This is a genomic window from Paenibacillus oryzisoli (assembly GCF_050467285.1).
GTDB lineage: Bacteria > Bacillota > Bacilli > Paenibacillales > NBRC-103111 > Paenibacillus_E > Paenibacillus_E oryzisoli_A.
Map to the genome: position 1 here is coordinate 290,099 of NZ_JBCMUN010000012.1, position 15,540 is coordinate 305,638.

Consider the following 15,540-nt stretch of genomic DNA (forward strand, 5'->3'; position numbering starts at 1 on the left):
GGCACGTTTGTTCACCCGATTGTGCGTATCATTGATCGGAAAGCAAAAAAGTAATCCACCCCACCCAGCCAGCATACGGTGAATTACTTTATTGTGGGTTTTGATTTGACTCCTACAGTACAACATCATGCTAGTTATTAACAGCCATCAGCCGATGGCTTTATTTTTTCTTTAACTTAAAAAAGGGAGGTAACTGCGAATGAAGCTTAGTGTATTGGATCTTGCCCCTGTCATCGCGCCGGCAGACCCGGCGGCAGCGCTGGAGCAGGCGGCCGTTTTGGCGCAGACGGCGGAACGGCTCGGCTACGCGCGCTACTGGGTCGCCGAGCATCACGATATGCCCGGGCTTGCTTGCACCGCGCCTGAAGTGCTGCTTGCGCATATCGGGGCGCGCACGCAGCGGATCCGGCTTGGTTCGGGAGCGCTGCTGCTCCCGCACTACAAGCCGATGAAAGTCGCGGAGTCATTCCATATGCTCGCGACGCTGTATCCGGGCCGGATTGATCTCGGCATCGGCCGGGCACCCGGCGGCTCCGCCCATGCGGCAATTGCGCTCAGCGGCAATTTCCTGGGCAATGTGAGCCGGATGCCAGAGACGCTGCAAGCGTTGATGGATTTTCTGCATCAACGTTATACCTATGAAGATCAGCCTGTGACCGCAAGGCCGCTGCCGGCTGAGCCACCGCAGGTGTGGCTGCTCGGCACGAACACGAAAAGCGCCGCTTTTGCAGCGCAGCATGGCGCCGGCTACGTGTTCGGCCATTTTATGAGCGACGCGGACGGTGCCGAGACGATAGCTGCCTACCGCGAGCAGTTCCAGCCGGCCGCGCACATGGCCGAGCCGAAGGCGATGCTGGCGATAGCTGCAATATGCGCGGAGACGGAAGAGGAGGCGAAGCGCTTGGCGGCAGAAAGCCAATCGTGGTTCCGGCTCCCATCGGAGCAGAACATGCCGCAGGGGTCGGGGCGGCTGTTGACGGGAACGCCTGACAGTCTGCGCGTGCAGTTGGAGTCGCTTGGGCGCATTTGTCATGCCGATGAATACCTGATCGTGTCTCCTGTTCCTGACTATGAGAAGCGGCTTCGTTCCTATGAGTTATTGGCTGCTTTGAAATAAATATTTTACTAGAAGTTTGCTAATAATTTCTAAATAGTTGCCTGCTATAGTCTAGTTATAAACAAGATCCGGAGGTAAAGGGACATGGTAAAAACGGTAGATGCAGACGTTCAATTATTGATCGATCGACTAGGTCAAGACGCACATGTACTGCTGAAGGAGTTCGCCTTTACCAAGAACGGACAGCGATTATCGGAGCAGGAAGCTTTACGTTTCATTGCCTTTTTGAAAGAAGAAAGTACGAAGAGACCGATCCATTAATGAGCTTAGAACCGTCCGACGTGGACGGTTTTTTGTTTGCGCGTCTGACAGTCATACAGTCTAGGTGGTTTTAAGTCTACTCGGTAACCCAGCAAGCGTGACTGGCCGTTGGAGAGTTGTCGTGTGCAGCATACATTCTTAATGAAATTGGGGAGTAATCCCCACCTTCCCCGAACCCTCGCACCCATCACCTGCAAAAACTACAGGTAATTTTGTAGAAATGGGCAATCCGTGGTGGTTTACCTGTAAAACCTACATCTAATTTTTGGGAAAAGCGCCTTTTTGGAGTGATTCTGGGCGATTGTCAAAGAATTAACTGTAGGTAATGCAGGTAATCGCTTCAGAATCGCCAATTTCGTGGGATTAGATGTACAAAATGCAGGTAAACGAGGGGGGGCGGGGGTACGGGGGCAGCAAGTGAGGTATGTCAGGGGCGAGAGCGAGAGAGTAGCTAGTTTAAAGTCCGCGGTCGACGTGGACCCGCGCGACCAGATCGTGCAGTACGTGGACTTTGTGAATTTGAGGCACTTTAATCGAGTGTTCTGTGCGATGACGGAGCGGACGCCGCAGGTGTATCGGGAGCAGGGGAGTGACGGAGGCCCAGCTTTATTTGGCACCCGATAGGGTGCCATTCATAGTTAGGGATGAGATCAAGGTTATACTTTTTTTACAAACTCGGATTTTAATTTCATCGCACCAAAACCATCAATCTTGCAATCGATATCATGATCCCCTTCAACGAGCCGTATATTCTTTACTTTCGTGCCTATTTTCAAAACGGATGAACTTCCTTTAACTTTAAGATCCTTGATTATGGTCACGGTATCGCCGTCACTTAATACATTTCCATTAGAATCTTTGATAATCGAATGACCTTCACTCTTTTCATTTTTCGATTCATTCGACCACTCATGACTGCATTCCGGGCAAATAAATAAACCTCTGTCTTCATAGGTATACGCCGAGCTACATTGAGGACAATTTGGAAATTCCGCCATCATTTATTCTCTCCTTTTCAATTCGAGCTGTACGATTATGATTTCAAGCCTATCACGTGTTGGGGTTATTCAGATGATACTCACGCAGTTCCTTTTGAAAACGATGAAAATGACTGGAAAGAACTTTGATATTTCTTTCAGTTTTAATTTGCTTTTTAGGATCATTGTTGCCATCATGCAATCTGTCAATGTTTTTATCTATTTTTTCCCGGAGCGTAAAAATGAATCCTATCGGTAGGTCCGTTGTCGTCAACTCCTGCAGGTCGGTCGACAATGCCTCACTAAGATTCCGAATTCTGTGCATGTGCAATGGCTTCTCTACGAAAAAAAGCTCTGGCGTGAAATCCTCGCGAAAGGCTTGCCCTGGAACCTGTCTCCAAAAATCATCCCACTCCCTCAGGAGTCCTGTCGCATACAAAAGGTATTTGAGAAATCCGCATAACCATGCCGTACAACTTGTATTCAGTTTTTTACATCCAATTCCATTTAAAAGATGACGACAACCATAGCAACAGGATCCCCCATTTTTGATACAAACCTTGCAAATTAAATCAGATCCGATCTCATGCAAGGCATCAATCCCCATCTTGATGACCGTCTGTCTGTTCATGTTCTTTATTTCTGAAGTTAATTCGTGCATGGACTGCGAACAGGTCCGTAATTGGTCATTAGAATTCAAGATAGGCACTCGCTAACCACCCTTCACACAACAAAACAAACATTCAAATCTTTGAATATATGAATGATTATAATGTAGATAACCCCAAATAACAAATGGGTCTCCGCGACTTCATCTCCCTAATCCCACGAAAATGCCACCACGCCCTCCCTTATGATCAGGATGTGAAGGAAACACACACGATCACATGGGAGGGGTTGCTCATGCATAAAAAATTAATCACCTTAAGCACGTTAACCGAATCTCGATACTATCGCGTAAATATGAATACGGTTGTGGCGTTGGTGGGGTTGTTTTTACTGCCGGTGGCTTACATGATTGCCTTATCACTTAAAACAGAAGGTGTGCCACGTTCATCGATGGCGTGCTTTTACGGAGGGGGGAAGCTCGAAGCGGCTCCATGTCTTCCGTAAACGCTGCCGTCCTTTCATGGACGGCGGAACCGCTCAACTCAATACATTAACGAGGCACCCTAATCCGAAACACCGTTTCCACATTCGGCATACTGCTCATCTCTATGCTGCCATCGTGGGCTTCTACGATGTCCTTGACAATGGCCAGACCAATCCCCAATCCTTCTCCCTGTCTTCCGCTATCCACCCGATAAAAGCGTTCAAAAATATGCGCCTGATGTTCAGGAGGAATCCCTTTTCCTTTATCCCTTACGATCATATTGACGGCATGCTCTTCCGCAAACAATTGGATGCCAAGGTACCGTCCATCCTTCCCATATCGGATCGCATTATCCAAAATATTGCGCAGCACCCTTTCCATAAGAGGCGCGTCGATAGGAAGATGAATGTCCTCATCCGGGATCTCGACATCAAGATGAATCTGGTCGCCGTCGAGAACCATAATATATTCAGCCGCAATTTTGCGAACGATTTCGGAGAAATTATGGTTTTCCAGGCGAATGGTCAAGTTGCCCGCATCATGGCGGGAGATGTCCAGCATCTGATCCAGCAGTTTGTCCATATATCTGCAGCGTTGAAGAATGATTTTGGCCCTGGTCTGAAGTTCTTTCTGATCCTCATAATTGCCGGAGCGAATCATTTCGGCACAACCCAGCATTGTCGTCAGAGGTGTTCGCAGATCATGAGACAGATTGGACAGCAAGAGTCTGCGCTTGTTCTCGAACTGCTGAATCTCCGCAAACTGTGATCGGATGCGATGCGCCATGGAATTATAATGCTGCGAAAGCTGGCCGAGCTCGTCCTTGGAGGTATCGACCAGCTCTACAAGGGGCGAGTCGCTTTGGATATTCAGTTGATTCAGGGCAAGGTTCAGTTTGCGAATCCTTTTATTTAGGGTTGAGAACAACCATAAGGCCACTACAAAGGGGACTGAAAACGACAGAATCAGCGGCAAAACCAAGGTGAGTAAAGAGGACAGCTTGCGAATGAGAAAATAAACCTCACCTTGCTTCATTGCGGAGGCTGGTACGCTCATGAGCAGGAAATACGTTTGCCCGTTCTTGGTTGCCGGCGTGAGGATCGGAACCTCATTATCCTTCAAATATCGCTCGGGCATTTTCCGCATCAGCATGGCCAAGTCATGGAAGGTAAACGTCGGATTCATCCCCGCTGTATCATAGATGGAATGTCCTTGATCGTCCAGCCACACCCAACGAATGGCGGGGTGATCGGCGTGCGCGCGATCCAGGGTTTGCTTTAGTGCGTCTAGTTGGAATTCGGGGTGTTCCTCAACCGCATCGACAACGGACTGCGCAAGCGGATTTAACTCAAGCAGCGCGTATCCTTTGTTCGCTGCCTTTCCGATCCAGACTGTCGTATAGCCGAACAGAACCATACTCAATGCCGCGCTGATCACAAGGGATAGCCACAATTTTGTGCGTAATTTCATAGTTCAGCTCCTGTCAACCTGTAACCAACGCCGCGCACCGTTTGAATTTCCCAAGAGGATCGCGCTTGTTCCAACAGTTTGCGCAGCCTGCTGATATATACGCTCAGGTTATTATCATCGTACCGCTCATGCTGCCAGACCTGCTGATAGATCTCCAGCTTCGTCATGACACGGTCGGGATTTTGCATGAAGACCTGCATCATTCCGCATTCGATCATCGTTAAGGTCAGTTTTTCGTTATAAATGAGCAGCGTGTAGTTATCCACATCCAGAATCAAAGGATTTAATCGAATGACCAACGAGGAGCGGCCAGCGATGGGGTACCGTCTGCGCAAAATGGCTTGAATACGGGCCATTAATTCCATGGGACTAAAGGGCTTCGTCATATAATCGTCAGCCCCAAGTCCAAGCGTGGAGATCTTATCTTGTTCTTGTCTTCTTGCGCTGACCACAATTGTCATGGTATCTAATCCGCGATTGCGCAAGTACCTCAGCACCTCAAAACCGTCATGATCATCCATCATGAGATCAAGAATAGTCACGTCCACCTGCTCTGCTTCCAGCCGTTCAATCGCTTGTCGGCCAGACTCGGCTTCCAGCGCATGCATGCCGGATTGTTCGATATGGGTACGGATCACTTCGCGAATTTGCGGATCGTCATCAACTATGAGTATTCGTTCCATCTACTTAGCAGCACCACCAAAATGATTTTAGAGATTAATTAAATCATAGCATGTCTAGCCTGGTATTTGTCATTCGGATGCCGGTACTTTGAAACCTTTTAAGATTACATTAAGAATTGCGAGAATGAATGATTGATATAATTTCGAAATGGATGAAAGTATGGATTGCTTTCACTTTGACTATTCAATCGCTTAGCTAGGGGATGCAACTTGAAAAGGAAAGGACGAAAATAGGGATGAAATTTCATCGCAGGCTGGCTTTTGTAACCATATTCTTTGTGATTTTTGCACTTATGACGCAAGTGATGCCATTTCATTATGACCGCGCCTACGCGGGAACCGGTGGAGAGATCTCTACCGTAGCAGGATCGGGAGATTACGGTGAAGGGGGAGATGGAGCGCTGGCTGTCGCGGCTGAACTATCTAACCCGCTCGCAGTAGCGATAGACAGCAGCGGGAATTTGTATATCGCGGATAGCGACAATAACAAGATCAGGAAAGTAGATGCGATTAGCAAGAAAATCAGCACCATAGCAGGAACAGGGGTGTATGGCTACTTCGGAGATGGCGGGCTCGCCACAAACGCAGAACTGCGCACTCCGGCAGGCGTGGCCGTAGATGCTGCCGGCAATGTGTATATCGCTGACCAATATAACAATCGGATTCGCAAAGTGGGGACGGACGGCAACATTTCCACGATTGTGGGAACGGGAGATTCTGATGATCTCTCGAGTCCAACCGGCATAGCGCTGGATAGTCTTGGCAATCTGTATATTGCCGATACAGGAAATAGCCGGATTTTAAAAGCAGCCCCGGACAGCAGCAGTGTGACCAAGATAGCGGGAAAAACAACGTATGGCACCTATGTCGCGAGCGACGATGGGGGGCCTGCCATTGATGCTGAATTAAATGAACCGCAAGCGGTAGCCTTTGACAGCGCGGGGAACCTCTATATTGCCGATACCAAGAACAACCGGATACGGAAAGTGGATACAACAACCGGAATAATCGACACCGTAGCCGGTTCTTCGTCGATGGATGGCTATTCCGGAGACGGGGGACCGGCGGTCAGCGCCAAGTTGAATGAACCGGAAGGCGTAGCGGTAGACGCCAGCGGCAATCTGTACATTGCCGATACAGACAATAATCGAATTCGGAAAGTGACGACGAATGGCCGAATTTCCACGATAGCGGGAACCGGGAGTGGGGGCTTTTCGGGGGATGATGTACTTGGCAGCACAGTGACAGTAGATGGCCCAAGCGGCGTTGCGCTGGACATCGACGGCAATCTGTACATCGCGGATTATTTCAATTACCGGATACGCAAATTAACGCCTTACCTCCCTTCGAACAGTGCGAGTTTAAGCAATATCACGCTATCGAACGGCACGTTAAGCCCGGCGTTCTCATCCCTGCAGACCAGCTACACAGCGAGTGTCGTGAATGGATTGAGTACGCTTCGCGTGACGCCGACGGCGAGCCCCTTCAACACAGTGGAAGTGAACGGCGAGGAGGTGGAAAGCGGTAACCAGTCCGGCGACATCAATCTGGATGTGGGCGAGAACACGATTACTGTGGTAGCCAGGGCCGAAGACGGTACGACGACGCAGACGTACACGTTGACGGTAACGCGAAGCGCAAGCAGCAATGCCAATTTGAACAATTTAACCTTGTCGAGCGGCGCATTGAGTCCGGTATTCGGCTCGAATACAACGAGCTATGCCGTGAATGCAAGCCAGAGTGAGACCACAGTGACGCCGACGTTGGCGGACTCCTTGGCGACAGTGAAGGTGAGCGGGACATCGGTGACGAGCGGCACGGCATCGCTGCCGATTCCGCTGGACGTGGGCACTACCGATATTACCGTCGAGGTGACAGCGCAGAATGGAACAACGAAGACGTACACGATCCATGTCACGCGAGCGCTGAGCACGAATGCGGATTTGAGCGAGCTATCGCTGTCAAATGGTACGCTGAGCCCGGCGTTCGGAGCGGCCACGACCGGCTATGCGGTGAACGTTGGGAATAGCGTAAGCAGCCTGATCGTCACGCCGACGGTCGCAGACCGAACCGCTACAGTGACAGTGAATGACGTACCGGTAGCAAGCGGGACTGCATCCGCAACGCTGCCGCTCGCCGTGGGCAGCAATACAATTAAGGTGGCGGTCACGGCCGAGAATGGCTCGCACAAGAGCTATACGATCACGGTCACGCGAGCGGAGAGCAGCAATGCAGATTTGGTTGATTTGACAATGTCGAGCGGCACACTGATTCCCTGGTTCGTGCCAGGCACCTTTAAGTCGAGCGTGGGGTATGGTGTGAGCAGCGTCACAGTTACGCCGACGGTATCGGATGTTGTATATGCTCAGGTTGAGGTCAGTCTCTACACAAGCGGCGGAGCGCTCGTAACGGGACCGTTGCCGGTGGCGAGCGGCGCGCCATCATCCTCATTGCCGCTTGGTGTAGGCAGCAACACGATTACAGTGATGGTCACTGCGCAGGACGGAACGACGAAGACGTACACGGTGACGGTGACGCGAGGCGCGAGCAGCAATGCGGATTTGAGCAATTTGACCCTATCGGACGGGACGCTGGTCCCGGCGTTCGCAGGCACGTACACGGCGAGCGTAGGCTATGCGGTGAGCAGCTTGACGGTCACGCCGACGCTGTCGGATGCCGCCAATGCTTCCGTAACCGCAAGCGTCTATGATAGCGGCGGCGCACGCGTAAGCGGCCCGCACGTATTGACGAGCGGAGCAGCTTCCCCTTCATTGCCGCTGAACGTAGGGAATAATGTGATTTCGATTCTCGTGACGGCGCAGGACGGATCGATCAGGACGTACACGATCACGGTCACGCGCGCGGCAAGCAACCATGCAGACCTGAGCGGGCTGTCGTTGTCGAGCGGCACGCTGAGCCCGGTGTTTGAACCGGCAACGACCAACTATACGGCAAGTGTGGAAAATAACGTCGGCAGCGTCAATATGGCGATGAACGTGGCGGATGCCGACAAGGATACGACAACGGTGAGTGTCTATAACAGCGGCGGTGAGCTGATCGGCGGACCTTTCGCCATGACGAGCGGCACGGCAGACTTTGCGCTTTCGCTGAGCGTGGGGAGCAATGCGATTTCGGTGATTGTGACGGCGCAGGACGGATCGACCAAGACGTACAAGGTGGCCATTACGCGCAAAGCGCCTGTTACACCTCCCTCTGGCGGTGGTGGTGGAGGGGGCGGCGGCGGCGCACCATCCGTGAGCGGGCCTGCCATTGATGTGAATGGTCAGCAGTTGGACCCTGCCAGCATCGACACGACGAAGCCGTTCGTTACGCTGGACGTGACGCCGCAAGACGGCGTCGCTTATGTGAGCGTGCCGGCGAGTATTTTAACGGCGTTGGCTAAGAGCAATGCGGACTTTTATCTGGCGATTGAGGCGCCGTATGGACTTTATCAAGTGCCGGTCAATCTGGCTGCGCGTATTCCGAAGTTTGACGACTTGCTGGCAAAGCACCAGCTCAAAGCGGAGGACGTCAGCTTCAAGATTACGCTGACTGACCGATCCGGCGATAAACAACTGCAAGCGGCGATCGCCCGTGCGGTGCCGACTGGGAAAAAGCTGGGCGCAACCGTAGATTTTCATATCGAGATTCTTCATACGAATACGGGACTGAGCATCGGCGACGTGGATCAATTCAATCAAACGATCACGCGATTCATTCCGATTCCGCAGGCGGTGGCGGGCGCATCTGATCCGTGGGGCGCGTTCCGCTATAACGAAGCGGAGAGAAAGCCGGAGTTTGTCCCGGCACAGAAGCTGAATCAGAACGGCGCGTGGTATATCGCCATTCGCTCCTACACGAACAGCGTGTATATTGCGATGTCTCAGGCAGTCAGCTTTTCTGACACGGAGACGCATTGGAGCCGTCCGCTTGTGACGCTTGCGGCAGCGAAAGGGCTTGTGGAGGGCGTTGGCGGCGGGGAATTCGCCCCTGATCGCGGCGTTACCCGCGCGGAGTTTGCCACCCTGCTGGTGCGGGCGGTCGGACGCGGGTCTGCGGCAGCGGGCGCTTCTGCATCTGCGGCGTACGTGGATGTGAAGCCGGATGATTGGTACTTTGACGCTGTCGCACAGGCGAAGGCGCTGGGGCTGCTGGACTGGGCAAGCGGGATGAGCTTCCAGCCCGATCGACCGCTCAGCCGCATGGAAATGGCAAGCATGCTGGCGGCGGCCGTTGATCGCTACCAGCCGTCGGTGACGGCCGAAGGGGGGGATTTGGACAACTACCACGATTTGGAAGGCGTAGCTGGCGCCTACCTGGACGACATTCGGCTGATGGTTCAGTTGCAGATTATGACAGGGACCTCGGACGATACGTTCGATCCGCAGGGTGAAGTCACGCGCGCGCAAGCGACGGCGGGGTTGATCCGAACCTTGCAAGCGCTTGGGATGACAGACTGATGTCGTCATACCGGAGCGTATAAGCAATATCCAATAAGCCGGTCCGGCAGAAACAAGCGAGGAACGAAAGAGATCCCTGAGTCATTTCGATGATGCAGGGATCTTCGTCGTAAGCCGATGATTTCGGGATCGAGTTACTTTTTAGGAGGACTCTATTGTATGCGCTCGGAAACGTATGCTGCCAAAACCAACGTACCACCGTCTGTAAAGCCTGCTCCGGCAAGCGCCGGAACAACCTTGTCGCGAATGTCGCTGCTCGCATCCAACATGACCACGCTGCACCAAACGATCGGCAACCAAGCGGTTGGCAGGATGTTGGCGTCTCATGCAGGACCTGGCGGAGCGGTGCCATCACGCGCTTGGTCTAGAAACCGGCTATCCCCAAGTTCGACCAATGCCTCTTCCATCTCGCAAATGTCCTCTGCATCGGACAAGCCGATTCAACGCGCGCTCGTGACTGTCGATGATATTGAGCGCAGCAAAAAGAAAAAGGGAAAGGGGTATTCCTGGGACGCTTTTAAACAAAGAATTGCAAAAGACAAGCAAACGCTTAAAGGCCATTCAACTGGAAGGGGGGCCAAGGTCAATTCCGCTGGACACAACAGCAAGGACATGCAAACCGAGATCGAATGGGGAGCCGCGCACCCCAAAACCGGGGAAGGAACCAGCGTTACAGCGACGCTTGGGCCCGATCACCTGCTAGGCGGTCCGCCGGATAATCAGGCTGTGGCCAGTCGCGTCAATGCGCTGAAAGCTTTATCCGGCGACACTTACATCGCGGGACATTTACTGAATGATAATTTGGGCGGATCGGGCAGGAGTTCCTTGAACTTGACAGCGATTCCTTCGGGAGCTAACAGCCTGCATAGCGCACATATTGAGGAAGGCATCAAGAACAAAGTAAATATACAAGGCAGATGGTATAAATACATCATCGATGTAGATTACAGCACGGACAAAAAAGAGTTTGAAGAAGACGCCAAAAATATAAAAAAATATAATAAAGCCACCGCAGGGGGGGCGCCAAAAGGAATAGAGGTTGAAACCGACGATGAGGGAACAGCGACGGTAGAAGTCACCTATGCCTCCAAACTTACAGCAAAATGGTTCAGCCTGGATGTCGAGGGCAAGCAATTTGGCTATCAGCATGAGGATAGCATTGCGATCGACTCGCCTCTGAAAAGTGCGAAAAAAGATAAAAAGAGAGTTAAAGCCACGATAGAAAAAGGATTGAAGCATGAAAGAAAGAGAAGAGTGAAAGTTAAAAACGGATGGGACACATATAAAAGTACACATATACACAATAAAGCAAAAACAGAAATCGCTAAGGGCGACATCGTGTTGAACAATACGAGAGAGGTCAGAGTTATTATGAATCGCTTTGTCCCTGTTCTTGAAACCTTGAGGGAACTCAAGAACAAAGACGCCCGAATCATCCAGTTGCAGAAAGAATTGGCGGATTCAAATGCCGGGCATGACATACAAATGGGGAATAAAAACGGCGAATTGGCCCTTTTAAAGAAGGAGATGAAAGAACTTACGCAATCTTACACAGCTATTATTCAAAATCTGAATGACGACATCGCCGAATTGGAGCAGGCAAACGAAGCAATATCGCTTCGATTGATGGAAGATCAGGAGACACTTCAACAGATCGACCAGTTAAATGATGATTTAACACTTCGGGTACGAGAAGATGAGCAAACTATCAACAATTTGGAAGTGCTGACCGACGAACTTGGCACGAGAGCGGAGGGTGACGAAATTGAAATAAAAAAATTAAAACAGCTTAATGCTGAATTAGAGCGCAGCACGGTGGAAAAAGATCAAGAGATTCTGAGATTAAAAATGATGATTCAAGAATTAAAAGGTCAAACATCTTCCTCGCAATCCAAAGGAATTCCAAAGAGGAAAGGTAAAAAGAGGAAATTAAAACAGGATTTTAAGCCGTCTAAAAGGAGAAAAGGGCAAACGCAATCCTGATGGGGAATTCCAGCAGCCCCATGGGCAGAATGGCCCCCTGCCATTGGAACCTCGTACAAATTTCCTATACTTTACAAATTTTTATCACCACTTCCTTTTGAACCATGGTAAAATAAGGGGGCTTCACGGGCCGCCCAGGGGGACGAGCCCAGCATTTATTCATGCCGAGGAGGAAAAGTGGAATGAGTAAGCTTCGAGGATGGAAAAGGAAGCTCCTGAAAGCCGGACTTGCGCTGTCGATGGCGCTTCCGTTACAGGTGTTGACCGTGCAGGCGGTCATGGCGGAGGGGCCGAGCGATCCCGCGCCGTATATCGATGCGAAGGTCGTGAACGGCAACGCAGGCAAAAAAGTACTGTTCGACAACGCACACGCCCAGACGGCGGGGGCCGCAGATTGGGTCATAGACGGCGGGTTTTCGGATTTTGGGAATGCGCTGGCGAACAACGGCTATTATGTAAAAGAATTGCGCAAAACGACGCCGATTACTTTGGCGGATTTGAGCGGTTATGATGTTTTTGTAGTAGCGGAATCCAACGTTCCGTATAAAACAAGCGAGCAAGCGGCCATGGCGCAATACGTGCAGGCGGGCGGCAGCATTTTCTTCATTGGCGATCACTACAATGCCGACCGGAACAAGAACCGCTGGGACGGTTCTGAGGTGTTCAACGGCTACCGCAGGGGCGCATGGGCGAACCCGGCGAGCGGCATGAGCGCGGAAGAAGCGGCTTCTTCCGCGATGCAGGACGTCGCAAGCTCGGATTGGCTGGCGACGAACTTCGGCGTGCGCTTCCGGTATAACGCGCTCGGCGATATTAACGCAAACAACGTCGTAGCGCCTGCGCAGGCGTTCGGCATTACAACAGGCGTGTCCAGCGTCGCGATGCACGCGGGCTCGACGCTCGCGATCATCGACCCGACCAAGGCGAAAGGGATCGTGTATCTCCCGCAAACGAACGAAGCTTGGGCGAGCGCGGTGGATCAAGGCGTGTACAACGGCGGCGGCGTAGCCGAGGGGCCGTTTGTCGCGGTTGCGAAGTCAGGCGCAGGCAAAGCGGGCTTTATCGGCGACTCCTCACCGGTTGAGGATGCGACGCCGAAATATGTGCGCGAAGATACGGGCGCGAAAAAGACGACCTACGACGGCTTCAAAGAAGTCGACGACGGCACGCTGCTCGTGAACATGGTGAACTGGCTCGCGACCAAAGAAAGCTACACGAGCTTCTCCGACGTCAGCGGCCTGCAGCTTGATCAGCCGACGCAGCTGCTGCCGTTTGAGACACCGGCGGTATCGACTGAGCCGCAGCCTGAGCCATGGGCGGCGCCGAACGCCGGCTACAAATGGTATGACCGCAGCACGTTCAAAGCGGGCTCCTACGGCGGCCCGACAGCTACGGCTGCAGCGGCGTACAGCTTCGTGCACCAGGCGGTGCTGCCGAATAACGCGGACTTCCCGATCCGCGTCGTGATCGACAACCTGCCGGCGAATACGACGGTGACGGGCTTCTCCCTCGGCATTTACAAAGTCAGCGGCGGCGCGCAAATCGCCAAAGTGCAAAATGCCGACGGCACATGGCCGACCGCGTACGGCTACAGCTCGGCGTTCTCCTTGACGTCGGACATCAACGGCCACGCAACGAAGGATCTGCTGGTGCGGGTACTGCCGGGCACGACGGACGCATCGAACCTGCGCTTGCGCCAGAACGGCACAAACCTCAAAACCGAAGCGGTGACGCTCGGCAATGTGCCGGTCGAGGAACTTCCGGGTGAGGAAGATCCAATTCCGGCTAAGATTTCAGTCGCTGAGGCGCGGACGAAGGCGGCCGGTACGCTCGTTACGGTGGAAGGCGTCGTGACGACGGAGCCGGGCGCTTTTGGCGGGCAGGCGTTTTACTTGCAGGATGCAACGGGCGGATCCTACGTATTCCAAGCCTTGAGCGGCTTCCACCAAGGGGATGTCGTGAAGGTGACGGCGTCGACCGCTTTGTATAACACGGAATTCGAGCTTTCGGATCCGGTGGCAATTGCCAAAACAGGCACTTCCGTTTTGCCGGCCGCTTCCGATGTGACCGCGGTGACCGCGGACAATCAAGGGCAATTGGTTCGCCTGAGCGATGTGACGATCTCTAATATCATTTCTGCGACACCTGCAGGCTCGTTTGAGTTTGATGCGGTAAAAGACGGCGTCAGCAACCACGTTCGCGTCGATACGCGTACAGGTCTCTCGCAGAGCGCGTTCCCTTATCAGGAAGGGGATACCGTGACGATTCAAGGGGTTGCGGCGATTTTCAAAGGGGTATTCCAACTGAAACCGCGCGGGCTTGGCGATTTTGCGCAGGCGGCAGATACGACGGCTCCCGTGACGACAGCGGTTGTGTCCGGCACGCCAAACGCTGCGGGCTGGCTGAATGCAGATGCGACAGTGACACTGTCGGCAACCGATGATCGTGCGGGCGAGATTGTTACAAACTACGATGTGAATGGTGGGGCTTCCACCGTGTACAGCGCACCGATTCCGATGCAGACGGAAGGTGTAACGATCCTTCGTTATTCCTCGACGGACGCGGCAGGCAATAGCGAAGCTGTGAAGTCGCTGGACGTTCGTTTGGATAAAACAGCGCCTACTGCGGTGCTGACCCAATCGGGGCACGCTGTAGGCGACGTTACGGTGGATGCGCCGGTGACGTTTGAATTGGCTGGTACGGACACAGTATCCGGCGTGGCGGAGCAAGCTTTGACGCTGGATGGCGCTGCGATAGTGAGCGGCCAAGCGATCCCTGCGGGCAGCCTGGCGGTTGGCGCACACACGGTTGCTTACCGCGTAGTGGATGTGGCCGGCAACGTGACAGAGGCTTCGGCTCTTTTCCAAGTGAAGAACGCACCTGTAGTCGACGCTGGTGTACCAGGTGTTCCCGTGCTTTCGTCGAACAGTGGCTATGCGTATGGCTTGCAGGACGGCAACTACACCGTCACAATGAACATGTGGTGGGGACTGAACGGATCCGAGTTCAAATTGTATGAAAATGGCGTGCTCGTGAGCACGACGGCATTGACGAAAGCATCGCCTGCTGCGCAAACCGCAGTTTGGACGGTAAAAGGCAAATCAAACGGCACTTATACGTATGTAGGGGAATTGATCAATTCGGCAGGCAAAACCGTGAGCAAACCGCTTGTCGTGAAAGTAACGGATGCGGCGCCAGGCAAGCCGGTGCTGGCGGCAGACAACTGGGAAGGTGACGGCAGCTATAAAGTGTCTATGAACATGTGGTGGGGCACGAACGCCACCGAGTACCGTCTCTATGAGAACGGCGTGCTCATCGACACGAAGAGCCTGACGGCGGCAACGCCTGGCGCGCAAAGCGCGGTGACCGCGGTCACCGGCAAAGCCATCGGCGTGTACGAGTACCGCTGCGAGCTCGTGAACGCAGCCGGCGTCACGTCCAGCGAGAAGCTGACAGTGACGGTAACGCACTAAGCTAAGCGGGGTAACCGCGAGGT

General features: G+C 52.9%; 11 protein-coding genes. 7 read left to right on the forward strand and 4 right to left on the reverse strand.

The genetic code is table 11. The annotated features are described in order from the left end of the window. The first annotated feature begins 199 nt into the window (after nucleotides 1-199). From ABE504_RS21610 to ABE504_RS21620, 3 genes are all read left to right on the forward strand, one after another. Nucleotides 200-1,117: an LLM class flavin-dependent oxidoreductase gene (locus ABE504_RS21610; RefSeq protein ID WP_430092514.1), complete on the forward strand. Its 918-nt coding sequence runs from the start codon at nucleotides 200-202 to the stop codon at nucleotides 1,115-1,117. Between the two features lie 84 nt (nucleotides 1,118-1,201). Then, a complete protein-coding gene (locus ABE504_RS21615; protein WP_430092516.1) occupies nucleotides 1,202-1,378 on the forward strand; it encodes a hypothetical protein in 177 nt (58 codons plus the stop codon). A 417-nt stretch (nucleotides 1,379-1,795) separates the two neighbouring features. After that, nucleotides 1,796-2,002: a hypothetical protein gene (locus ABE504_RS21620; protein WP_430092519.1), complete on the forward strand. Its 207-nt coding sequence runs from the start codon at nucleotides 1,796-1,798 to the stop codon at nucleotides 2,000-2,002. Nucleotides 2,003-2,034: 32 nt separating this feature from the next. On the opposite strand, the gene ABE504_RS21625 is transcribed toward ABE504_RS21620, so the two are convergent. Both ABE504_RS21625 and ABE504_RS21630 read right to left on the reverse strand, forming a co-directional pair. After that, the gene (locus ABE504_RS21625; RefSeq protein WP_430092782.1) at nucleotides 2,035-2,376 is read right to left on the reverse strand and encodes a zinc ribbon domain-containing protein YjdM; all 342 of its coding nucleotides are present in this window, start codon (nucleotides 2,374-2,376) and stop codon (nucleotides 2,035-2,037) included. A gap of 52 nt (nucleotides 2,377-2,428) precedes the next feature. After that, on the reverse strand, nucleotides 2,429-2,986 hold the full coding sequence (locus ABE504_RS21630; RefSeq protein WP_430092521.1) for a hypothetical protein: 558 nt from the start codon (nucleotides 2,984-2,986) through the stop codon (nucleotides 2,429-2,431). Nucleotides 2,987-3,258: 272 nt separating this feature from the next. On the opposite strand from ABE504_RS21630, the gene ABE504_RS21635 reads away from it, so the two are divergent. Further along, nucleotides 3,259-3,468, forward strand: coding sequence for a hypothetical protein (locus ABE504_RS21635; protein WP_430092523.1), 210 nt, complete (start codon nucleotides 3,259-3,261; stop codon nucleotides 3,466-3,468). 46 nt (nucleotides 3,469-3,514) lie between these two features. On the opposite strand, the gene ABE504_RS21640 is transcribed toward ABE504_RS21635, so the two are convergent. After that, a complete protein-coding gene (locus ABE504_RS21640) occupies nucleotides 3,515-4,918 on the reverse strand; it encodes a sensor histidine kinase (protein ID WP_430092526.1) in 1,404 nt (467 codons plus the stop codon). Continuing rightward, on the reverse strand, nucleotides 4,915-5,601 hold the full coding sequence (locus tag ABE504_RS21645; protein ID WP_430092528.1) for a response regulator transcription factor: 687 nt from the start codon (nucleotides 5,599-5,601) through the stop codon (nucleotides 4,915-4,917). Before ABE504_RS21645 ends, ABE504_RS21640 begins: the two co-directional genes overlap by 4 nt. Nucleotides 5,602-5,837: 236 nt before the next feature. Here ABE504_RS21645 and ABE504_RS21650 point away from each other — a divergent pair, with 236 nt between their 5' ends. The 3 genes from ABE504_RS21650 (at nucleotide 5,838) to ABE504_RS21660 (ending at nucleotide 15,517) form a co-directional block, all read left to right on the forward strand. After that, nucleotides 5,838-10,061 carry a cadherin-like beta sandwich domain-containing protein gene (locus ABE504_RS21650; RefSeq protein WP_430092531.1) on the forward strand — a complete coding sequence of 1,408 codons (4,224 nt, stop codon included), beginning with the start codon at nucleotides 5,838-5,840 and terminating at the stop codon, nucleotides 10,059-10,061. Nucleotides 10,062-10,220: 159 nt separating this feature from the next. Continuing rightward, complete coding sequence (locus ABE504_RS21655; protein ID WP_430092533.1) at nucleotides 10,221-12,044, forward strand: hypothetical protein; 1,824 nt, start codon at nucleotides 10,221-10,223, stop codon at nucleotides 12,042-12,044. A 182-nt stretch (nucleotides 12,045-12,226) separates the two neighbouring features. Next, complete coding sequence (locus ABE504_RS21660) at nucleotides 12,227-15,517, forward strand: OmpL47-type beta-barrel domain-containing protein (RefSeq protein ID WP_430092535.1); 3,291 nt, start codon at nucleotides 12,227-12,229, stop codon at nucleotides 15,515-15,517. Nucleotides 15,518-15,540: the final 23 nt, after the last annotated feature.

Excerpts from the sequence above, each read along its gene's own strand:
- ABE504_RS21610 (WP_430092514.1), top strand. The coding sequence starts at position 200 with ATGAAGCTTAGTGTATTGGATCTTGCCCCTGTCATCGCGCCGGCAGAC.
- ABE504_RS21640 (WP_430092526.1), bottom strand. The coding sequence starts at position 4,918 with ATGAAATTACGCACAAAATTGTGGCTATCCCTTGTGATCAGCGCGGCA.
- ABE504_RS21635 (WP_430092523.1), top strand. The coding sequence starts at position 3,259 with ATGCATAAAAAATTAATCACCTTAAGCACGTTAACCGAATCTCGATAC.
- ABE504_RS21650 (WP_430092531.1), top strand. The coding sequence starts at position 5,838 with ATGAAATTTCATCGCAGGCTGGCTTTTGTAACCATATTCTTTGTGATT.
- ABE504_RS21655 (WP_430092533.1), top strand. The coding sequence starts at position 10,221 with ATGCGCTCGGAAACGTATGCTGCCAAAACCAACGTACCACCGTCTGTA.
- ABE504_RS21630 (WP_430092521.1), bottom strand. The coding sequence starts at position 2,986 with ATGAACAGACAGACGGTCATCAAGATGGGGATTGATGCCTTGCATGAG.
- ABE504_RS21615 (WP_430092516.1), top strand. The coding sequence starts at position 1,202 with ATGGTAAAAACGGTAGATGCAGACGTTCAATTATTGATCGATCGACTA.
- ABE504_RS21625 (WP_430092782.1), bottom strand. The coding sequence starts at position 2,376 with ATGGCGGAATTTCCAAATTGTCCTCAATGTAGCTCGGCGTATACCTAT.
- ABE504_RS21660 (WP_430092535.1), top strand. The coding sequence starts at position 12,227 with ATGAGTAAGCTTCGAGGATGGAAAAGGAAGCTCCTGAAAGCCGGACTT.
- ABE504_RS21645 (WP_430092528.1), bottom strand. The coding sequence starts at position 5,601 with ATGGAACGAATACTCATAGTTGATGACGATCCGCAAATTCGCGAAGTG.